The 20,648-nt window shown below is 67.0% G+C and carries 21 protein-coding genes and 2 tRNA genes; 12 read left to right on the forward strand and 11 right to left on the reverse strand.

All coding sequences use genetic code 11. The features are described from left to right. Window positions 1-158 precede the first annotated feature (158 nt). Entirely contained in the window at window positions 159-350 is a 192-nt protein-coding gene (gene rpmB, locus AWC18_RS10675; protein ID WP_064997015.1) for a 50S ribosomal protein L28, read from the forward strand. Between the two features lie 60 nt (window positions 351-410). Here rpmB and AWC18_RS10680 read toward each other — a convergent pair whose 3' ends face one another. Beyond that, the gene (locus tag AWC18_RS10680) at window positions 411-1,091 is read right to left on the reverse strand and encodes a uracil-DNA glycosylase (RefSeq protein ID WP_085138703.1); all 681 of its coding nucleotides are present in this window, start codon (window positions 1,089-1,091) and stop codon (window positions 411-413) included. A 6-nt stretch (window positions 1,092-1,097) separates the two neighbouring features. Then, window positions 1,098-2,075: a thiamine-phosphate kinase gene (locus AWC18_RS10685; protein WP_272937690.1), complete on the reverse strand. Its 978-nt coding sequence runs from the start codon at window positions 2,073-2,075 to the stop codon at window positions 1,098-1,100. A gap of 39 nt (window positions 2,076-2,114) precedes the next feature. Between AWC18_RS10685 and AWC18_RS10690 the strand changes: the two genes are divergently transcribed. After that, window positions 2,115-2,660, forward strand: a complete 546-nt coding sequence (locus tag AWC18_RS10690) for a DUF3515 domain-containing protein (protein ID WP_085138704.1) — start codon at window positions 2,115-2,117, stop codon at window positions 2,658-2,660. Between the two features lie 96 nt (window positions 2,661-2,756). Here the strand turns inward: AWC18_RS10690 and AWC18_RS10695 are convergent, their stop codons facing one another. Next, window positions 2,757-3,869: a D-alanine--D-alanine ligase family protein gene (locus AWC18_RS10695; protein ID WP_064997012.1), complete on the reverse strand. Its 1,113-nt coding sequence runs from the start codon at window positions 3,867-3,869 to the stop codon at window positions 2,757-2,759. Between the two features lie 24 nt (window positions 3,870-3,893). Beyond that, entirely contained in the window at window positions 3,894-4,919 is a 1,026-nt protein-coding gene (locus AWC18_RS10700; RefSeq protein ID WP_064997011.1) for an NAD(P)H-dependent glycerol-3-phosphate dehydrogenase, read from the reverse strand. Window positions 4,920-5,102: 183 nt separating this feature from the next. Between AWC18_RS10700 and cofC the strand changes: the two genes are divergently transcribed. The 3 genes from cofC to mutT1 are packed head-to-tail and all read left to right on the forward strand — an operon-like array spanning window position 5,103 to window position 8,934. Next, complete coding sequence (gene cofC / locus AWC18_RS10705) at window positions 5,103-5,783, forward strand: 2-phospho-L-lactate guanylyltransferase (RefSeq protein ID WP_064997010.1); 681 nt, start codon at window positions 5,103-5,105, stop codon at window positions 5,781-5,783. Next, window positions 5,773-7,965: an RNA degradosome polyphosphate kinase gene (locus tag AWC18_RS10710; RefSeq protein WP_064997009.1), complete on the forward strand. Its 2,193-nt coding sequence runs from the start codon at window positions 5,773-5,775 to the stop codon at window positions 7,963-7,965. The genes cofC and AWC18_RS10710 overlap by 11 nt, the downstream gene beginning before the upstream one ends. A gap of 36 nt (window positions 7,966-8,001) precedes the next feature. Beyond that, window positions 8,002-8,934 carry an 8-oxo-(d)GTP phosphatase MutT1 gene (mutT1, locus tag AWC18_RS10715; RefSeq protein ID WP_064997008.1) on the forward strand — a complete coding sequence of 311 codons (933 nt, stop codon included), beginning with the start codon at window positions 8,002-8,004 and terminating at the stop codon, window positions 8,932-8,934. A 48-nt stretch (window positions 8,935-8,982) separates the two neighbouring features. On the opposite strand, the gene AWC18_RS10720 is transcribed toward mutT1, so the two are convergent. The 3 genes from AWC18_RS10720 to leuC form a co-directional block, all read right to left on the reverse strand. After that, window positions 8,983-9,609, reverse strand: a complete 627-nt coding sequence (locus tag AWC18_RS10720) for an HU family DNA-binding protein (RefSeq protein WP_085138705.1) — start codon at window positions 9,607-9,609, stop codon at window positions 8,983-8,985. A 187-nt stretch (window positions 9,610-9,796) separates the two neighbouring features. Continuing rightward, on the reverse strand, window positions 9,797-10,393 hold the full coding sequence (gene leuD, locus AWC18_RS10725) for a 3-isopropylmalate dehydratase small subunit (RefSeq protein WP_064997006.1): 597 nt from the start codon (window positions 10,391-10,393) through the stop codon (window positions 9,797-9,799). A 28-nt stretch (window positions 10,394-10,421) separates the two neighbouring features. Continuing rightward, window positions 10,422-11,840, reverse strand: a complete 1,419-nt coding sequence (gene leuC / locus AWC18_RS10730) for a 3-isopropylmalate dehydratase large subunit (RefSeq protein WP_064997005.1) — start codon at window positions 11,838-11,840, stop codon at window positions 10,422-10,424. Between the two features lie 45 nt (window positions 11,841-11,885). Between leuC and AWC18_RS10735 the strand changes: the two genes are divergently transcribed. Together AWC18_RS10735 and AWC18_RS10740 are read left to right on the forward strand one after the other, a co-directional pair. Next, the gene (locus tag AWC18_RS10735) at window positions 11,886-12,587 is read left to right on the forward strand and encodes an IclR family transcriptional regulator (protein ID WP_064997004.1); all 702 of its coding nucleotides are present in this window, start codon (window positions 11,886-11,888) and stop codon (window positions 12,585-12,587) included. A 99-nt stretch (window positions 12,588-12,686) separates the two neighbouring features. Then, window positions 12,687-13,187: a pyridoxamine 5'-phosphate oxidase family protein gene (locus AWC18_RS10740; protein WP_064997003.1), complete on the forward strand. Its 501-nt coding sequence runs from the start codon at window positions 12,687-12,689 to the stop codon at window positions 13,185-13,187. 63 nt (window positions 13,188-13,250) lie between these two features. Here the strand turns inward: AWC18_RS10740 and AWC18_RS10745 are convergent. The 4 genes from AWC18_RS10745 to AWC18_RS10760 all read right to left on the reverse strand — a co-directional run bounded on the left by AWC18_RS10745 (window position 13,251) and on the right by AWC18_RS10760 (window position 15,825). Beyond that, window positions 13,251-13,323, reverse strand: a tRNA-Glu gene (locus AWC18_RS10745). Between the two features lie 73 nt (window positions 13,324-13,396). Further along, window positions 13,397-13,468, reverse strand: a tRNA-Gln gene (locus AWC18_RS10750). A 99-nt stretch (window positions 13,469-13,567) separates the two neighbouring features. Continuing rightward, entirely contained in the window at window positions 13,568-15,040 is a 1,473-nt protein-coding gene (gene gltX, locus AWC18_RS10755) for a glutamate--tRNA ligase (RefSeq protein ID WP_085138706.1), read from the reverse strand. Further along, entirely contained in the window at window positions 15,037-15,825 is a 789-nt protein-coding gene (locus tag AWC18_RS10760; protein WP_085138707.1) for a fumarylacetoacetate hydrolase family protein, read from the reverse strand. The genes gltX and AWC18_RS10760 overlap by 4 nt, the downstream gene beginning before the upstream one ends. A 194-nt stretch (window positions 15,826-16,019) precedes the next feature. Here AWC18_RS10760 and AWC18_RS10765 point away from each other — a divergent pair, with 194 nt between their 5' ends. The 5 genes from AWC18_RS10765 to thpD all read left to right on the forward strand — a co-directional run bounded on the left by AWC18_RS10765 (window position 16,020) and on the right by thpD (window position 20,579). Continuing rightward, the gene (locus AWC18_RS10765; protein ID WP_085138708.1) at window positions 16,020-17,273 is read left to right on the forward strand and encodes an MFS transporter; all 1,254 of its coding nucleotides are present in this window, start codon (window positions 16,020-16,022) and stop codon (window positions 17,271-17,273) included. Between the two features lie 26 nt (window positions 17,274-17,299). Further along, complete coding sequence (gene ectA / locus AWC18_RS10770) at window positions 17,300-17,809, forward strand: diaminobutyrate acetyltransferase (RefSeq protein ID WP_085138709.1); 510 nt, start codon at window positions 17,300-17,302, stop codon at window positions 17,807-17,809. Between the two features lie 186 nt (window positions 17,810-17,995). Then, entirely contained in the window at window positions 17,996-19,273 is a 1,278-nt protein-coding gene (gene ectB, locus AWC18_RS10775; protein WP_085138710.1) for a diaminobutyrate--2-oxoglutarate transaminase, read from the forward strand. Continuing rightward, a complete protein-coding gene (locus AWC18_RS10780; RefSeq protein WP_064996997.1) occupies window positions 19,270-19,671 on the forward strand; it encodes an ectoine synthase in 402 nt (133 codons plus the stop codon). Before ectB ends, AWC18_RS10780 begins: the two co-directional genes overlap by 4 nt. After that, a complete protein-coding gene (gene thpD / locus AWC18_RS10785; RefSeq protein ID WP_208858351.1) occupies window positions 19,668-20,579 on the forward strand; it encodes an ectoine hydroxylase in 912 nt (303 codons plus the stop codon). Before AWC18_RS10780 ends, thpD begins: the two co-directional genes overlap by 4 nt. Window positions 20,580-20,648: the final 69 nt, after the last annotated feature.

Consider the following 20,648-nt stretch of genomic DNA (forward strand, 5'->3'; position numbering starts at 1 on the left):
GCAAGCCTAATCACTGCGGGCGACAGCACAGGTCACCTATGGCCGACCGGGAGAGGGCGTTTTGGTGGATACCCCGCCGGACGGGTATCCTGATCAGGTTGTCGGGCCACCCGCTGAGGTTGTTGGCCCTCAAGCAGACGTTTTGAGGAGTGTCACATATGGCTGCCGTGTGCGATATCTGCGGAAAGGGCCCCGGCTTCGGCAAGTCGGTGTCCCACTCGCACCGTCGGACCAGCCGTCGGTGGGACCCGAACATTCAGGTCGTGCACGCCGCTCGTCCCGGTGGTAACAAGCAGCGCCTGAACGCCTGCACCTCCTGCATCAAGGCCGGCAAGGTCTCCCGCGGCTAAGTCCGCTCTGTTCTCGCCGCCTCTGGTTGCGGCGGCGAGTCTGCGCGATCGTCTCGACCGCTACTCCAATCGCCAGTCGATCGGCTCGGCCCCCATCTGCGTCAGCAACTCGTTGGCGCGGCTGAACGGCCGCGATCCGAAGAATCCGCGCGACGCCGACAAGGGCGACGGGTGCGCTGACTCGATCGCGACGCAGGGGTCGGACAGCATCGGCTTGAGCGTTCCCGCGTCGCGTCCCCACAGGATCGCCACCATCGGCTGCCTGCGGGCGACCAACGCGCGGATCGCACATTCGGTGACGGCCTCCCAGCCCTTGCCGCGATGTGACGCCGGCGTGCCCGGTCGCACGGTGAGCACCCTGTTGAGCAGCAGCACACCCCGCTGAGCCCACGGGGACAGATCACCGTTGGACGGCTTGGGATAGCCCAAATCGGCGGTGTATTCGGTGAAGATGTTCTCCAGACTGCGCGGCAGCGGCCGAACGTCCGGCGCGACCGAGAAGCTCAGGCCCACGGCGTGTCCGGGCGTCGGGTACGGATCCTGGCCGACGATCAGCACCCTGACGTCGTCGAAGGGAAACGTGAAGGCACGCAAGATGTTCCGACCTTCGGGCAGATAGCCGTGACCGGATGACGTCTCTTCGCGTAAGAAGCGCCCCATTGCTGCGACGTGTTCGGTCACCGGTGCCAGTGCGCTGGCCCAACCGCTTTCGACGAGTTCAGGTAGTGGACGCGCAGTCATGGTGTCTCAAGGTAATGGGCCCGGCGAGTCAAACGACTGCCAGCCCGCCTCCCCGTCCCACGGCGCTCCGTCCACCAGCACGCGCGCCGGCCCCGGCAACACCTGCCCGATTGCCCGCCAACCGGCCGGCACGTCGCCGGGAAACGCGGCGATCAGGGCGTGGTCTTCTCCCCCGCCCAGAATCCACGACCACGCATCGGCGCCCACGGCAGCAGCCGCGGCTTCCAGAGCCCGGTAATCGGCCGCCAGTGCCGCCGTGGACACCTCCAACGTCACCTGCGATGCGGTGGCCACATGTCCCAGATCGGCGAGCAGGCCGTCGGAGACATCGGTCATCGCCTGCGCCCCCGCCTCGGCGGCAGCCGCGCCCTGCCCGTAGGGCGGCTGCGGGACTAGGTGGCGCAGCCTCAGCTCCGCAAAGTCTGCTGCATCCACGCCCGCACTGAACAGCCGCAGCCCGGCCGCCGAGCGGCCCAGGTCCCCGGCCACCGCCAGGGTCGCGCCCGGCCGCGCCCCCGAGCGCAGCACCGCGGCCCGGCCGGCCAGATCCCCCAGCACCGTCACCGACACCACCCAGCAGTCGGCCTGGACCAGGTCGCCGCCGACCACGCCGGCACCCAGCTGCTCCGCCTCGGCCCACATCCCGTCGGCCAGCTCGGCGGCATCGGCGGCCGAGGTGTGCGCGGGGGCGCCGAAGCCGACCACGAATGCGGTGGGGCGCGCACCCATCGCCTCGATATCGGCCGCGTTCTGCGCGATCGCCTTGCGCCCGACCTGGTGCGGGGTTGACCAGTCCAGCCGGAAATGGCGGCCTTCCACCAGCATGTCGGTGGACACCGCAGCCCGGCCGTCGGCGCACCGCACCACCGCCGCGTCGTCCCCGGGACCCAGCACAGTGGTGTCAGGCTGACGTCGCCCGGCCACCAGCCGGTCGATCATGGGAAACTCTCCAAGCTGACCCAGCGTGGGCTCGTTACCGCGCACAGCCTGGAGTGTAGGTGTGATCAGAACGGTAGGCGGGGCTTGACCAATCCGGACAACGACGCGGACGGACCGCCGCGGCTCGCGCTGATTGTCGCGCTGGTGGTGGCCGTCACCGCGGTAGGCGCTGCACTGACGGTGGCCGCACTACACCAGCCGGGCAAACGGCCGCCGGCACCGGTCCCGGTCGTGACGGTGCCTGCTCCGCAAGCCGACAGCCAAGACTGCCGGGCCCTGCTCGAGGCGCTACCGGCCCAGCTGGGCGACTTTCGGCGCGCCGAGCTCGCCGCGCCCGCCCCGCAGGGCGCCGCGGCCTGGACCGGCGACAGCGGCGAGGCCGTGGTGCTGCGCTGTGGACTGGACCGGCCGGCCGACTTCGTGGTGGGCTCACCCATCCAAGTGGTCGATCACGTGCAGTGGTTCGAAGTCCGCGAAGGCGACCGCGCCACCTGGTATGCGGTGGACCGGAAGGTCTATCTGGCGCTGACGCTGCCGCCGGGATCAGGTCCCACACCGATTCAGGAGGTGTCCGATCTGATCGCCGACACCATCGGGGCGGTCCCGATCCGGCCGGGCCCGCCGCGCTGACCAGTTGCGCCTTGCGCCGAGCGTGAACTCAGACCGAGAACGTGACCAGTTTCTCGTGCTCCGTACACGTTCGGCGCGCAGCGGCGATCGATCCCGTCAGCGCAGGCCCACGCCGCGAGCCAGGGCCGTGTCGACCATCGTCGCCAGCAGCGTCGGGTAGTCGACGCCGCTGGCCGCCCACATCCGCGGATACATCGAGATCGTGGTGAATCCGGGCATGGTGTTGATCTCGTTGATCACCGGGCCGCTGTCGGTCAAGAAGAAGTCCACCCGGGCCAGCCCCTGACCGTCGAGGGCGGCGAACGCGCGAATCGCCAACTGCTGCACGGCCTCGGCGACGTCGTCGTCGATCTTGGCGGGCACGTCGAGCTCGGCAGCGTCATCGAGATACTTGGTGGCGAAGTCGTAGAACGAGTCGTCCCGGTCGGCCACGCCGGCCACCCGGATCTCCCCCACCGTGCTGGCAGCCACCGTGCCGTCGGGGAATTCGAGCACCCCGCATTCGATTTCACGACCGACGATCGCGGCCTCGACAATGACCTTGGGATCGTGCCGGCGTGCCTCGGCGATGGCCGCGGGAAGCTCGTCGTAGGACGTCACCCGGCTGACCCCGATCGAGGACCCACCGCGCGCCGGTTTGACGAACAGTGGCAACCCGAGGCGCTCCCGATCGTCGTTCGACAACGTCTCCTGGTTGGCCCGCAACACCGCGTAGGGGCCGATCGGCAGGCCGTCGGCGGCCAGCAGCTTCTTGGTGAACTCTTTGTCCATGCCCGCCGCGCTGGCCAGCACGCCGGCACCGACATAGGGCACCCCGGCCAGCTCCAGCAGTCCCTGCACGGTGCCGTCCTCGCCGTAGGGGCCGTGCAGCACCGGAAACACCACGTCGACCGACTCCAGCACCTCGGCACGTCCGGCGGTGGAGAACGCAACCAGCTGACCGGCCCGCTGCGGGTCGGCCGCCAGCGCCAGTTCGGCGCCCGAGTCATCACTGACCGCCGGCAGCCGACGATCAGTGATCGCCAGCGCGTCGGGGTTGCCGTCGGTGAGCACCCACGCCCCCTCCGGGGTGATGCCAACTGCGACGACCTCGAAGCGTTGCGGATCCAGGTTGCGCAGGATGCTGCCCGCCGAGACGCAGGAGATGGCGTGCTCGCTGCTGCGGCCACCGAACACGACGGCCACGCGGGTGCGTTCGTGGGAATTCACACGCCAGAGGGTACCGGGGGCGTGTTACTCCGGTTTTGTGCGACGTCCCAGCAGCAGGGCCACCGCCTCATTGACCGACAAGCCCGTGTGGCAAACCCGGTGCACGGCATCGGTCAGCGGCATCTCCACGTCGTAGCTCGAGGCCAGCGCCAGCACTGACTGGCACGACGTCACGCCTTCGACGACGTGACCCTCAGAGGTGCTCAACCCCGCCGACCCGGGCACCGGCGGCATCGCCTCACCCCGGCCCAGCCGTTCTCCGAACGAGCGGTTGCGCGAATGCGGCGATGTGCAGGTGGCCACCAGGTCGCCCACGCCGGCAAGGCCCGCCAGGGTGGCGCCCTTGGCGCCCAGCGCGACGCCGAGCCGGATGATCTCGGCCAGGCCCCGGGTGATGATGGCGGCGGCCGTGTTCTCCCCCAGACCCACTCCGGCGGCCATCCCGCAGGCCAGCGCGATGACGTTCTTACAGGCGCCGCCGATCTCGGTGCCGACCACGTCGGAGTTGGTGTAGGGCCGGAAATAGCCGGTGTTGAGCATCCGCTGCAGTGCCACCGCACGCCCGGAGTCGGTGCAGGCGACGACGGTGGCCGCGGGCTGCCCGGCCGCGATCTCGGCGGCCAGGTTGGGACCAGACACCACCGCGACCTGACCGGCGTCGAACCCCGTCACCGAGGCAATCACCTGGCTCATCCGCATCAGCGTGCCCAGCTCGATGCCCTTGGCGACGCTGACCAATGTGGCGCTGCCGGTCAGGTACGGCGTCCATGCCTGGAGATTGGCCCGCATCGTCTGCGCCGGAACAGCCAGCACCACGGTGGTCAGGCCATCCAGCGCCTCGGCCGGATCGCTGGTGGCGCGCACCGCGTCGGGGACCGCGAAACCCGGCAGGTAGTCGGGGTTGTGCCGAGTCTCGTTGATCTGCGCGGCGATCTCGGGCCGACGTGTCCAGAGTCTGACGTCACTGCCGGCCTCGGCGAGGACCTTGGCCAGCGCAGTGCCCCACGCGCCCGCGCCCATCACCGCGACCGTGCCCTCGGTGCCGCCCATCGCACACCACCTCCCTTAGGCGCATCACCTTAGCGGTGATCGCAAGCACGGCGGAGCCGGGCGAAGCGGGTCACCGCCAACAGCCCAGCGGTGATCGCAAGCACGGCGGAGCCGGGCGAAGCGGGTCACCGCCAGCAACCCAGCCCGTGGGACAGCCGGCCCGACGCTGGCAGGATGTGAGGTGTGAACTCCGCACCGGCTGAGGTATCCGGCATCGGCCTGATCATTGCCGTCAAGCGGCTCGGCGTGGCCAAGACCAGGTTGGCGCCGGCGTTTCCCGCGCCGCTGCGCGAATCGGTGGTGCTGGCGATGCTGGTGGACACCATCACCGCGGCTGCTGCCGCCCGGGGACTGGAACACATCACCGTGGTCACCCCCGATGAGGCCGCCGCCGCGGCAGCCGCCGAGCTGGGGGCCGAGGTGCTGGAGGACCCCACTCCCGACGGTCACGGCGACCCCCTGAACAACGCGCTCGCCGCGGCCGAAGCCTCGGTGGCCGAATCCGTTCCGAATATCGTTGTGTTGCAGGGTGATCTGCCAGCCTTACAGACCTACGAACTCGATGAGGCGATAGCCGCGGCACGAACGCACCAACGCAGCTTCGTCGCCGATCGCCACGGGATGGGCACCGCGGCGCTGTTCGCCTTCGGCACCGCGCTGGATCCCCAGTTCGGCCGCGATTCCTCGAAGCGCCACCGGCAATCCGGTGCGCTGGAACTGACCGGCGCCTGGCCCGGTCTGCGCTGTGACATCGACACCCCCGAAGACCTGGCGGTGGCGCGACGGCTCGGAGTCGGCCCGGCGACGGCACGTGCGCTCGCGCATGCCAAGTCCATTGGCAGCAGCACCCGCAATGAGCCATGATTTCGGAGTGGACGACATCGAGGCCGGCGAACTCATCGAGACGCGTACCGACACGACCGACTCGCGTCCGCACGACGACGCTCCCACCGCCCCTCCCGCTGCCACCGCAGTGCTTCCCGCCGACGGCGACGAGCTGCCCGCGGACCGCTACCTCAACCGTGAACTGAGCTGGCTGGACTTCAACGCGCGAGTGCTGGCGCTCGCCGCCGACCCCTCACTGCCCCTGTTGGAGCGGGCCAAGTTCCTGGCGATCTTCGCCTCCAATCTCGACGAGTTCTACATGGTCCGGGTCGCCGGCCTCAAGCGCCGCGACGAGATGGGTCTTTCGGTGCGCTCGGCCGACGGCCTGACTCCGCGTGAACAACTGCGCCGCATCGGCGAACGGACCCAACAGATCGCCACCAGCCATGCGCGGGTGTTCCTCGACTCGGTTCGCCCGGCGCTGGCCACCGAAGGCATTCACGTGGTGACGTGGGCCGACCTCTCGCAGGCCGAGCGCGAGCAGCTGTCGGTGTATTTCCACGAGCAGGTGTTCCCGGTGTTGACGCCGCTGGCAGTCGACCCGGCGCATCCGTTCCCGTTCGTCAGCGGGCTCAGCTTGAACCTGGCGGTGACCGTCAAGCGCCCCGAAGACGGCGGCAGCCACTTCGCGCGGGTCAAAGTCCCCGACAACGTCGACCGTTTCGTCACACTCGACGCCGGCGACCGCCGGGGCGAGGTTCGCTTCCTGCCGATGGAGGAGCTGATCGCGGCGTTCCTGCCGGTGTTGTTCCCCGGCATGGAGATCGTTGAGCATCACGCGTTCCGTATCACCCGCAACGCCGATTTCGAGGTCGAAGAGGATCGCGACGAAGATCTGTTGCAGGCCTTGGAGCGGGAGTTGGCGCGGCGCCGGTTCGGGTCGCCGGTGCGCCTTGAGGTCGCCGACGACATGACCGAACACATGCTGGAGCTGTTGCTGCGCGAACTCGACGTGGATCCCGGTGACGTCATCGAGGTCCCGGGTCTGCTGGACCTGTCATCGTTGTGGCAGCTCTACGGTCAGGATCGGCCCGATCTCAAGGATCGCACCTTCGTTCCGGCCACCCACCCGGCATTTGCCGAACGGGAAACCCCCAAAAGCATTTTCGCCACCCTGCGGGAGGGCGACGTGCTGGTACATCACCCCTATGACTCATTCGCCACCAGCGTGCAACGGTTCATCGAACAGGCGGCGGCCGACCCGGGCGTGTTGGCGATCAAGCAGACGCTCTACCGCACCTCCGGTGATTCGCCGATTGTCACCGCGCTGATCGACGCCGCCGAGGCCGGCAAGCAGGTGGTGGCGCTGGTAGAGATCAAGGCCCGCTTCGACGAGCAGGCCAACATCAAGTGGGCCCGCAAGCTGGAGCAGGCCGGCGTGCATGTGGTGTACGGACTCATCGGTCTGAAGACCCACTGCAAAGTCTGTCTGGTGGTGCGCCGCGAGGGCTCCGTGATCCGGCGGTACTGCCATATCGGCACCGGCAACTACAACACCAAGACCGCGCGCCTCTACGAAGATGTGGGGCTGCTCACCGCGGACCCGGACATCGGTGCCGACCTGACCGACCTGTTCAATTCGTTGACGGGCTATTCGCGGAAAGTCGCCTACCGCAACCTGTTGGTGGCGCCCTACGGTGTCCGGACCGGCATCATCGAACTCATCGCCCGTGAGGTGGCAGCACACCGCCGCTCCGGCAACGGGCGGATCCGGCTCAAGCTCAACTCGCTGGTGGACGAGCAGGTGATCGACGCGCTCTATCGGGCCTCCCAAGCCGGCGTGCAGATTGAGTTGTTCGTCCGGGGCATCTGCGCACTGCGGCCCGGGGTCGAGGGCTTCTCCGAAAACATCATCGTCCGATCGATTCTCGGCCGATTCCTGGAGCACTCCCGCATCATCCATTTCCGCGCCATCGACGAATTCTGGATCGGCAGCGCCGACATGATGCACCGCAATCTCGACCGTCGCGTCGAAGTGATGGTGCAGGTGAAGAACCCTCGGCTGACCGCACAACTGGCCGATGTCTTCGACTCCGCAATGGATCCGGCCACTCGCTGCTGGGAACTCGGATCCGACGGCAAGTGGACGGCCGCGCCGCAGGACGGCGCCACCGTACGTGATCACCAGGTCTCGTTGATGGACCGCCACCGCAATCCCTGACCCGCCCACCGCCTCAGAACCTGCAGGGAGTCCAAGGTGCTCGAAACGACAGTTCCGGATGGCGCGGGGACCGAAGGCAAGGTGATCCACGCCGCGGGCGCGGTGCTGTGGCGCAGGCGGCGCAAGACCGTTGAGGTGGCGCTCATCCACCGCCCGCGCTACGACGACTGGTCGCTGCCCAAGGGCAAAGTCGATCCCGGGGAGACCGAGCCGGTGACGGCCGTACGGGAGATCCTCGAGGAGACCGGCCAGCACGCACGGCTGGGCCGCCGGCTGGGGACGGTCCGATATCCGGTGGCCCAGGGCGTCAAGAAGGTCCGGTATTGGGCCGCACAGGCGCTGGGCGGAGAGTTTGTGCCCAATCACGAGGTTGACGACCTGGTCTGGCTACCGGTCGATGCCGCAATGAAGGAACTCCCCTACGCCCATGACCGGAAGATATTGCGGCGGTTCGCCAAGCAGCCCGCGGACACCCAGACGGTGTTGATCGTTCGGCACGGTACCGCTGGGCGCCGGTCGCGGTTCTCCGGCGACGACCGGCAGCGCCCGCTGGACAAGAAGGGCCGCGCACAGGCCGAGGCGCTCACCGATCAGCTGCTGGCCTTCGGCGCGAGCGCGGTGTACGCCGCCGACCGGGTGCGCTGCGAGCAGACCGTGGAACCATTGGCCGCCGAGCTCGGAGTACCCGTGCACAACGAGCCGACGCTGACCGAGGAGTCTTACGCAGACAACCCGAAGCAGGCCCGGCGCCGGCTGGTGGAGATCGCGAAATTGGGCGGCACACCCGTCATCTGTACCCAGGGCAAGGTGATTCCGGGGTTGATCGCCTGGTGGTGCGAGCGCGACGGCATCAGTCCGGACAAGTCGCGCAATCGCAAGGGCAGCACCTGGGTGCTGTCGCTGTCGGGAGGCCGGTTGATCGCCGCCGACCACATCGGTAGTCCGCTGGCTACCCAAGCACTGGTATGAACGACCGAGCGCCGCGGGGCTGACCCCGCGGCGCTCGGCTGTTCGTTGTTACTTGCGACCCTTGCGGGCTGGAGCCTTCGTGGCCTTCTTGGCCGGGGCCTTGGTCGCTGCCTTCTTCGCGGCAACCTTCTTGGCCGGGGCCTTGGTAACGGCCTTCTTCGCCGGAGCCTTGGTCACGGCCTTCTTCGCCGGAGCCTTCTTCGCCGGAGCCTTGGTCACGGCCTTCTTCGCCGGAGCCTTGGTCACGGCCTTCTTCGCCGGAGCCTTCTTCGCCGGAGCCTTGGCCGCAGTCTTCTTGGCAGCAGCCTTGGTGGCCTTCTTGGCCGGAGACTTCTTCGCCGGAGCCGCACTGGCACCAGCACCGCGCTTGACGGCGAGACCCTCAGCCGGGACACGCTGCGCGCCAGAAACAATCGCCTTGAACTGCGCACCCGGCCGGAAAGCGGGAACGGACGTCGGCTTCACCTTGACCGTTTCACCGGTGCGGGGATTGCGGGCCACGCGCGCGGCGCGACGGCGACGCTCAAAAACGCCGAACCCGGTGATGGTGACGCTCTCACCCTTGTGGACGGCGCGCACAATGGCATTGACGAAATGCTCGACGGCGTCAGTCGCCGACCGACGGTCGGTGTCCAATTCCTTTGTGAGCACCTCGATGAGCTCTGCTTTGTTCATCCAATCCCTCCGAACCCAGTGGCCCTACTTGAGCCGACTAGAGCACACGGTAATCCCTGATACCACAGATATCCAAGAGCCACGCGCAATTTCAAACGAGATTATGGGCGAAATTCGGCAATCCGGTTACCGCCCTTGGGCGCTGACGAGCGCGTCCTACCCACGAAATTCAGCTCCCAAGAGGGCCTCAAGAAGCTGGCAGGGTGCGCGGCTTCCAGCTCGGGCGAGCGGCTTCGAAAGAGTCGATTTCTTCGAGTTTCCGCAGCGTAAGGCCTATATCGTCGAGTCCTTCGGACAACCGCCATGCGGTGTAGTCGTCAATCGTGAACGGCACCACCACCGTTCCGGCGGTGATATTCCGATCTTGAAGATTGACAGTGATTTCCAGCCCCGGGTTCTGCTCGATGACTTTCCACAGCAGTTCCACATCATCTTGGGCCACCTGGGCTGCCAGCAGACCGGCCTTGCCGGCATTGCCGCGGAAGATGTCGGCGAATCGGGAGGAGATCACCACCCGGAACCCGTAGTCGAGCAGCGCCCACACCGCGTGCTCCCGCGACGATCCGGTGCCGAAGTCCGGTCCGGCCACCAGAACCGAACCTTTGTCGAAAGGACTGAGATTCAGCACGAAGGACGGATCGGTGCGCCATGTGGCGAAGAGGCCGTCCTCGAATCCCGTCCGGGTGATGCGCTTGAGATAGACCGCCGGAATGATCTGGTCGGTGTCGACATTGGACCGCCGCAGCGGGACTCCGATTCCGGTATGAGTGCTGAAAGCTTCCATGATTAGGCTCCTTTTAATACCGTGGCGGTCAGTTCAAGTCGGAGGGAGCCGACAGCTTCCCACGGACGGCGGTGGCAGCGGCGACGACCGGAGACACCAGGTGGGTGCGTCCGCCCTTGCCCTGCCGGCCCTCAAAATTGCGGTTGGAGGTCGACGCGGACCGTTGCCCCGGCTCCAGCTGATCGGGGTTCATTCCCAAGCACATCGAGCAGCCCGGTTGGCGCCACTCGGCGCCTGCGGCGGTGAAAACCTCCGCCAGTCCTTCGGCTTCGGCCTGATTGCGCACCCGCATCGAGCCCGGCACCACGAGCATCCGCACACCGTCGGCGACCTTGCGTCCACGCAGCACCTCTGCTGCGGCACGTAGGTCCTCGATGCGGCCGTTGGTGCAGGATCCGACGAACACCGTGTCTACGGCGATGTCGCGCATCGGCGTCCCCGGTTGAAGGTCCATGTACGCCAACGCCTTCTCCGCGGCCCGCCGCTGGGCTTCGTCGTGGATGGCCTCCGGGTCGGGTACGTCGGAGCCCAGCGGGACACCTTGGCCAGGGTTGGTGCCCCAGGTCACGAACGGGGTCAGGGCAGCCGCGTCCAGGTGGACCTCGGTATCGAAAGCCGCTCCCGGGTCGGTACGCAGGCTGCTCCAGTAGGCCACGGCGGCGTCCCAGTCCGCACCGGTCGGCGCGTGGGGCCGGCCCCGCAGGTACTCATAGGTGGTCTCATCCGGGGCGACCATGCCGGCGCGGGCGCCCGCCTCGATGCTCATGTTGCAGATCGTCATGCGCGCCTCCATCGACAGCGCCTCAATAGCGCTGCCGCGGTACTCGATGACGTAGCCCTGGCCGCCGCCGGTGCCGATCTGAGCGATCACCGCCAGGATGATGTCCTTGGCCGTCACACCGTCGGCGAGCTGACCGTCGACGTTGACCGCCATGGTCTTGAACGGCTTGAGCGGCAGTGTCTGAGTGGCCAGTACGTGTTCGACCTCGGAGGTGCCGATTCCCATTGCCAGCGCACCGAAAGCGCCGTGGGTGGAGGTGTGGCTGTCACCGCAGACCACCGTCGTCCCGGGTTGGGTGAGCCCGAGCTGCGGGCCGATGATGTGCACGATTCCCTGGTCGATGTCGCCCATGGGGTGCAGCCGGATACCGAATTCGGCGCAGTTGTGCCGCAGCGTCTCGACCTGAGTGCGTGACACCGGGTCGGCGATCGGCTTGTCGATATCGGCCGTCGGCACGTTGTGGTCCTCGGTGGCGATGGTCAGATCCGGCCGCCGCACTCGACGACCCGCCAGCCGCAGCCCCTCGAACGCCTGCGGACTGGTGACTTCATGAACCAGGTGCAGATCGATGTAGATGAGGTCGGGTTCGGTCCCCCCGCCGGACACCACGACGTGGTCTGCCCAGACCTTCTCGGCCAGGGTGCGAGGCTGCTCGGTCATTGCCATCCCCAAATCTGTGGGTCTCATATTTTGAGACGCTAGTATCTATATATGGGACAGCATAGCGGTATCGGCGTTCTGGACAAAGCACTGTCGGTGCTCCACACCGTCGCCGAATCACCATGTGGACTCGCTGAACTGTGCGACCGCACCGGCCTGCCCCGCGCCACCGCACACCGGCTGGCCGCAGGCCTGGAGACCCACCGGCTACTCGGGCGTGACAACGAGGGCCGCTGGCGAGTCGGGCCCGCGGTCAGTGAGCTGGCCGCCCGCGCCGACGATCCGCTTCGAGCGGCCGGTGCGGCGGTGCTGCCGCGGCTGCGTGAGATCACCGGGGAGAGCGTGCAGCTGTATCGCCGCGAAGGCTCCGAACGAGTCTGCGTTGCGGCGCTGGAACCCCCCGCTGGACTGCGAGACACGGTTCCGGTCGGCACCCGGTTGCCGATGACCGCCGGCTCAGGGGCCAAAGTCTTGCTGGCCTACGCCGACGCGAGCCTGCAACAGGAAGTGCTGCCGGAGGCCAAGTTCACCAGCCGCGCCCTCACCGAGACCCGCCGCCGAGGCTGGGCACAAAGCGTCGCCGAGCGCGAGCCGGGGGTGGCCAGCGTGTCGGCGCCGGTGCGCGATCACAGCGGCACGGTGGTGGCAGCGATCTCGGTGTCGGGCCCGATCGACCGGATGGGGCGGCGGCCGGGCGCACGCTGGGCCGCCGACCTGCTCGCGGCGGCCGACGCGCTTGCTGACCGGCTGTAACTGGGCGCGAGCAGTCCCAGTTTCGCCTGCCGCCGGCGGGACCAATGCGATTCCGCCTCTGCTCGCCGGAGGATCTGATCCGCCTGTCAGACTGCAGAGATGGGAACCAAACAGCGCGCACAGATCGTGATGACCGATGCCGAGGTCGCTGACTTCGTCAACTCGCACCGCACCGGAACACTGGCCACCATCGGGCCGGACGGGCAGCCCCACCTGACCGCGATGTGGTACGCGGTGCTCGACGGCGAGATCTGGCTCGAGACCAAAGCCAAGTCCCAGAAAGCGGTCAACCTGCGCCGCGATCCGCGGGTTACCTTCCTCCTGGAAGACGGCCTGACCTACGACACCCTGCGTGGGGCCGCCTTCGAGGGCGTCGCGGAGATCGTCGACGACCCAGACACCCTCTTCCGGGTGGGCGTCAGCGTCTGGGAGCGCTACACCGGCCCCTACACCGACGAGATGAAGCCCGGCGTCGACGCGATGATGAATAACCGGGTGGCTGTGCGCATCGTCACACAGCGCACCCGCTCCTGGGACCACCGCAAGCTCGGGTTGCCGGCCATGCCGCTGGCCGGTTCCACCGCCCCCAAGGGCGACTGAAACCCTCAAGGCCTGCTCGACGCCAAAAGGCCCGCACCTTGACGGTGCGGGCCTTTTGTGTTGTACCCCCGATGGGATTCGAACCCACGCTACCGCCGTGAGAGGGCGGCGTCCTAGGCCGCTAGACGACGGGGGCTAGAACATTTCCGGGTTGTCAGCATAGCTCAACCCGCACGGCCCGCCTAATCGCTTGCAGCGGACCGCTTTTGCTGGGGTACCAGGACTCGAACCTAGAATGGCTGAACCAGAATCAGCTGTGTTGCCAATTACACCATACCCCATTGGCCGGCCATTATTGCTGGTCAGAGTGCCGGTGGGGCACTACTGGACAGCCGTTCTTGGGCCGACGAGCAGACTACCAAACTTCTAGCGCGAAGTTGTCATCGCGCTTCCCCAATGCCGTCTCGGGCGCTCCGCAACCGGGCCAAGCTGCGGTTGGAGCCCAGCAACTCCAGCGACTCGAACAGCGGCGGGCTGACCAGTCCACCGGAGACCCCGACCCGGATCGGGCCGAACGCCTTGCGGGGTTTCAGCCCCAGACCGTCCAGCAGCGCGGTCTTCAGGGCGGCCTCGATGTTGGCGGTGGTCCACTCCCCCACGCCCTCCAGCGCCGCGATGGCCGCATCCAGCACCGGAGCCGCGTCGGGGCCCAGTTCCTTGGCGGCGGCCCGCGGGTCCACCTCGTAGTGCGCGTCGTTGAAGAACTTCAGCAGCGGCCACGCGTCGCCGAGCACCACGATGCGGGTCTGCACCAGGGCGGCGGCCACCGCGAAGCCGGCTTCGTCCAGGCCGGTGTCGTGTCCGTGGGTGTCGAGGAAACTACGCAACCGGGCGGTGAAGTCGTCCAGGTCGAGCATCCGGATGTGCTCGGCGTTGAGCGCATCGGCCTTCTTCTGGTCGAATCGGGCCGGGTTGGAGTTGACGTTGACCACATCGAACGCGGCGACCATCTCGTCGAGGCTGAACACGTCGCGGTCATCAGCGATAGACCAGCCCAACAGCGCCAGGTAGTTCAACAGCCCTTCGGGGATGAATCCGCGGTCGCGATGCGCGAACAGGTTCGACTGCGGGTCGCGCTTGGACAGCTTCTTGGTGCCTTCACCCAAAACAGTTGGCAGGTGGCCGAATTCCGGAACTCGGTCAGCCACACCGATACGGATCAGCGCCTGATACAGCGCGATCTGGCGTGGCGTGGACGGCAGCAGATCCTCACCACGCAGCACGTGAGTGATCTTCATCAGGGCGTCGTCGACCGGGTTGACCAACGTGTAGAGCGGGTCCCCGTTGGCCCGTGTCAGCGCGAAGTCGGGAACGGTGCCCGCCGGGAAGGACGTGTGTCCGCGCACCAGGTCCGTCCAACCGAGCTCGGTGTCGGGCATCCGTAGCCGTACGACGGGCTTGCGCCCCTCGCCCAGGAAACCGGCCCGCTGCTGCGCGGTCAACTCACGGTCGAAGTTGTCGTAACCCAGTTTGGGGTTGCGGCCGGCCGCGAGGTGGCGGGCCTCGACTTCCTCTGGCGTCGAGAAGGCCTCATACGCCTCGCCCGCCGCCAGCAGCTGTGCCACCACATCCCGGTGGATGTCGGCGCGCTGCGACTGGCGGTACGGGCCGTAGGGCCCGCCCACCTCGGGCCCCTCATCCCAGTCCAGATGCAGCCAGCGCAGCGCATCCAGCAGCGCCAGATAACTTTCCTCGCTGTCGCGTTGCGCGTCGGTGTCCTCCACCCGGAAGACCAGGGTGCCCCCGGTGTGGCGGGCGTAGGCCCAGTTGAACAGGGCGGTGCGAATCAGCCCAACGTGCGGCGTGCCGGTCGGGGACGGGCAGAACCGGACGCGAACACCAGATGCGGTCACGAGTTTCCTTTGCGGATAACCGGATTGGACAGGGTGCCAATGCCTTCGATGGAGATGGACACGGTGTCGCCGTGCTCGATGGGGCCGACACCGTCGGGGGTGCCGGTCAGGAGGATGTCGCCGGGCAACAGCGTCATGACCGCGGAGATCCACTCCACGATGGCGCCGACGTCGTGCATCATCAGCGACGTCCGGCTGTCCTGCTTGACCTCGCCGTTGACCTCCGTGCGAATCGCCAGGTCAGCGGGGTCGACGTCGGTGACGATCCACGGCCCGATCGGGCAGAAGGTGTCATGGCCTTTGGCCCGGGTCCACTGCCCATCGGACTGCTGCTGGTCACGGGCCGACACGTCGTTGCCGATGGTGTAACCCAAGATGTTGTCCTTGGCCCGTGCGGCCGGAACGTCTTTGCACGGTCGGGAGATGACCACAGCCAGCTCGCCTTCGTAATGCACCGGGGAAGCATTGGCGGGCAGCTGAATCGGCACGTTCGGACCGATGATGGCGGTGTTGGGCTTGAGAAACATGGTCGGATTGGCCGGTGGGGCGCCGCCCATTTCAGCGATGTGGGCGGCGTAGTTCTTTCCGATGCAGACCACCTTGCTGGCCAGGATCGGCGCCAGCAGGCGCACGTCTGCCAGCGGCCAGGACCGGCCCGTGAACTCCGGTGTGCCGAACGGGTGCTCGGCGATCTCGCGGGCGGTCATCTCGTGTGGCCGGTCGGGGTCCCCTTCAATACTGACGAAGGCGACACCGTCCGGGCTGGCAATTCGGCCTAGTCGCATTTGCACAAGCCTAATGGCGTTCACAAGCCCAGCGGAGCCGGGCGCAGTGCGTCGCCATCACCTGGGACCCGGCGTTCACACGCGCCGCGGAGTTGGGTGCAGTGGGGCGCCGACAAGGCGCACAGCCCGGTCACCAGCGCGGGACCGTCGCTCAGCTCGCTTTCCTGGTCAGCCGCCTGTGCAAGCATGGTCGGATGTCCGCCGAGCCGATCGGGAATGCCGCTCGCTGGTCGGTCGTGTTCGTCGCCCTGATGGCCACGCTGTGCTCGTTCGTGTTCATCAACGGCATCGCCTTCGTCATCCCGATGCTGGAGACCAAGCGGGAGACCAACCTGGCAATGGCCGGCCTGCTGGCCTCCATGCCGAGCTTCGGAATGGTGCTGACCCTGTTCGCCTGGGGAGCCCTGTTGGACCGCATAGGTGAACGGATCGTGTTGAGCGTCGGCTCCGCGTTGACCGCGCTGGCCACCTTCGCCGCCGCATCGATGCAGTCACTGGTGGCGGTCGGCGCTTTCCTCTTTCTCGGAGGCATGGCCGCCGCCAGCGCCAACAGTGCCAGCGGCCGGTTGGTGACGGGCTGGTTCCCGCCCCACCAGCGGGGCCTGGTGATGGGAATCCGCCAAACCGCACAACCCCTGGGCATTGCGCTGGGCGCCGAGGTGATTCCCGAACTGGCTGAACACGGTCTGACGCGGGCGCTGATGTTCCCGGCGACGCTGTGCGCCGTGGCAGCTGTTGCGTGTGCGATCGGCGTAGTCGATCCACCGCGCAGACCCCGCTCGGCGGCCTCGGGCGCCGAACTCGCCAGCCCCTACCGCGACTCGAAGGTGCTGTGGCGCATCCACCTGTCTTCGGCTCTGTTGATGGTCCCGCAGTCGGTGCTCGCCACGTTCATGCTGGTCTGGCTGATCGTGGACACCCACTGGTCGATCGCCGCCGCCGGCGGCCTGGTGACGGTGTCGCAGCTACTCGGCGCCGCCGGGCGGGTGGCGGCTGGCCGGTGGTCCGACCGCGTACGGTCACGACTGCGGCCGATTCGCAGCCTCGCCGTCGGCGCGGCACTGGCCATGCTGGCGCTGGGAGCCGCCGACCATCTTCACTCCCGCCTCGCCGAGATGACAATGGTCGTCGCGGCGGTTATCACGGTGCTGGACAACGGATTGGCCTCGACGGCAGTCGCGGAGATCGCCGGTCCTTACTGGAGCGGTCGTGCGCTGGGAATCCAGAACACCACCCAGCGACTGACCGCTGGGATCGCTCCCCCGCTCTTCGGTGCGCTGATCGGCGCAGTCGGCTATCCCGCCGCGTTTGCGCTGTGCGGACTGTTCCCCATGGCCGCGCTGCGGTTGGTGCCGGTGAGTGCCGAGCCCCAAGGCCGTTCAGTACTCGAAGCGTTGCGCACCCTACGGGTGCCGCCCGGGCCCCCGCCCGACACGTCAACACCCTGAGCGCTTCGGCAAGTACCGTCGAAACGATGACGGATACCGCTCCTTACCGGCTTCGGACACCAACGGTGGCGGACGGCCAGGCCCTGTGGCAGATGGCCGTCGACAGCGCCACTCTCGACGTCAATGCGCCTTACGCCTACCTGTTGTGGTGCCGCGATTTCGCCGCTACCTCGGTAGTTGCCGAGGTGGACGGGGAGCTGGGCGGCTTCGTCACTGGCTACCGGCGCCCCGAACAGCCGCAGACCCTGATGGTCTGGCAGGTGGCGGTCAATGCCGCCCACCGGGGAGCCGGGCTGGCCGGCCGGATGCTCGACCACCTGGCGGCCGAGCAGGTGGCTGCGGGCGTGACACATCTTGAGACCTCCATCACACCGGACAACGAGGCCAGCCGACGGCTATTCGGCTCCTTCGCCCGCCGGTGGGACGCCGCGCTGGAGACTTCTGAGCTGTTCGGAGCGGATTTGTTCGCCGAATCCCATCTGGCAGAAGACTTGTTTCGCATCGGACCGCTTGGGGTACCCCGACGACGCCAGTGAGGGCGTGGCACGGTTGAGATCACAAAATGGTCTCGGTAAGGTCACGAATACGCAAACGTGAGCCCCGACAGACCTAGGCCGGGGGCATCCGAGCGGGGTGGTGGGTCGAGCCGAGATCACCCGCGGCGAGTTTGATTTCGACCCGTCGTTCCGTTCCGTTGTGTGCGACCGACGGACGGAGGAATTGTGACGATTTTTGAGACCCTGGAATCCGAAGTACGCAGTTATTGCCGGTCTTGGCCGGTGACGTTCGACCGGGCCAGCGGCTCCCGGATGTGGGATGTCGACGGCAAGGAATACCTGGACTTTTTCGCCGGCGCCGGAGCCCTCAACTACGGCCACAATCACCCGGATCTGCGGGGTCCGCTGCTGGAATACCTCAGCTCGGATCGGGTGGTGCACAGCCTCGACATGAACACCGTCGCCAAAGCTGAGTTCCTGCAGCGCTTCGAGGACGTGATCCTCAAACCACGCGGACTCGAATACAAGGTGCAGTTTCCCGGGCCCACGGGGACCAACGCTGTGGAATCGGCACTGAAGCTGGTGCGCAAGGTCACCGGCCGCGAGAGCATCATCAGTTTCACCAACGCTTTTCACGGCATGACGCTGGGGTCGCTCAGCGTCACCGGCAACTCGATGAAGCGCGGCGGCGCCGGGATTCCGCTGGTGCACGCCACACCCATGCCCTATGACAACTACCTCGACGGGGTGGTACCCGACTTCATCTGGTTCGAGCGTCTGCTCGAGGACAGCGGCAGCGGGCTCAACGACCCGGCTGCGGTGATCGTCGAAACCGTTCAGGGTGAGGGCGGAATCAACGTGGCCCGCCTGGAATGGCTTCGCGGCCTGTGGGAGCTGTGCCAACGCCACGACCTTCTGCTGATCGTCGATGACGTGCAGATGGGTTGTGGGCGAACCGGACCGTTCTTCAGCTTCGAGGCGGCCGGCATCGTTCCCGACATCGTCTGCCTGTCCAAGTCGATCAGCGGATACGGGCTCCCGATGGCATTGACGCTGATCAAGCCGGAACTGGACGTGTGGGACCCGGGCGAGCACAACGGCACCTTCCGCGGCCAGAACCCGTCGTTCGTGACAGCCGCTGCGGCGCTGAACTTCTGGACCGACGATCGCCTGGAGAAGTCGGTACTTCGCAAGGGCGAGCAGATCGAGCGGGCGCTGACCGAGGTGGTGGACCCGATCCCCGGCGTCACCACTCGGGGCCGCGGACTGGTGCACGGCGTGGTCTTCGAACGCCCGGAGCTGGCCGGGGCGGTCTGCCGCGAGGCGTTCGACCGCGGGCTGCTGCTGGAGAGCTCTGGCCCTGAGGGCGAGGTCGTAAAACTGATGCCTCCGTTGGTCATTGACGACGACGACTTGGCCGAGGGGCTGACGATCACCGCGCAGTCGATCGAAGCCGTCACCGCCCGTGAACTGACCACAACCACCTCAGGAGTCCGCCGATGATCGTCCGCACCCTCGCCGAAATCAAGGGCACCGACCGCGATGTCCAGTCCAAGACGTGGAACAGCCAGCGGCTGCTGCTGGCCCGCGACGGGCAGCGGTTCTCGATGCACGAAACGTGCCTCTACGCCGGTACCGAGACCTCTATGTGGTACGCCAACCACGTCGAGGCGGTGTACTGCGTGGGCGGCGAAGGTGAACTGATCAACGACGAGACCGGCGAAGTGCACCCATTGCGTGACGGCACGCTGTATCTGCTCGATGGCCACGAGCACCACCGGGTTATCGCCCACACCGACCTGCGCATGGTGTGCGTCTTCGACCCGCCGGTCACCGGGCAGGAGGTGCACGACGACACCGGCGCGTACCCGTTGCTCATCGAACAGGAGACGGCATCGTGACCCCTCCTGTGATCGAAACCCTCACCGACCGCTACCCCACCCGCAACAACGTCACGATCGGTGTCGAACCCCGGCACGACCCGGTGGTCTGGAATACCGAGCCCGGCGGCGGCCCGTTGAGCCCGGACCTCGTCGCGCAGTTCGACGCTGACGGATTTCTGGCCTTCGACACCCTGGTGGACGCCGAGGCGGTGACGGACCTGCGGCACGAACTGGACCGCCTGCGGGCCGACGCCGCGCTGGCCGCCGACGAGCGCTCGATCTGCGAGCGCGACAGTGGCCAGATCCGGTCCATCTTTGAGGTGCACCGAATCAGCCGAGTGTTCGCCGCGCTGGTCGCCGATCCGCGTCTGGTGGGACCGGCCCGTCAACTACTCGGCTCCGATGTCTATGTGCACCAGAGCCGCGTCAACTTCAAGCCAGGGTTCAATGGCCGAGAGTTCTACTGGCACTCCGATTTTGAGACCTGGCATGCCGAGGACGGGATGCCCAGCCCCCGTGCGGTCAGCGTCTCGGTGGCCCTCACCGAGAACCTGGACAGCAATGGGTCGTTGATGATCATGCCCGGTTCGCACCGGTGGTTCGTGTCCTGCCCCGGCCAGACCCCGCCGGATCACTACCGCTCGTCGCTCAAACAGCAGGAGATCGGCACGCCCGACGATGCGAGCCTGACCTGGTTGGCCCATCAGCACGGGATTCGTCAGATCACCGGCCCAGCCGGGTCGGCGGTGTTCTTCGACAGCAACTGCATGCACGGGTCGAGCAGCAACATCACGCCGTATGCGCGCTCGAACGTATTCATTGTCTACAACAGCGTGGACAACGCCCTGGTCGAACCATTCGGCGCTGCCGTGCCGCGGCCGGCATTCATCGCCAGCCGCGACTTCGACCCGGTATGCCCGCGCTGATTTTTCACCGCCGAGCAGACGCGTAAGCCCCTAAAACAGACGAGTTTTGGGGGCTTACGCGTCTGCTCG

It is taken from the genome of Mycolicibacter nonchromogenicus, from assembly GCF_002101775.1.
Lineage (GTDB): Bacteria > Actinomycetota > Actinomycetes > Mycobacteriales > Mycobacteriaceae > Mycobacterium > Mycobacterium nonchromogenicum.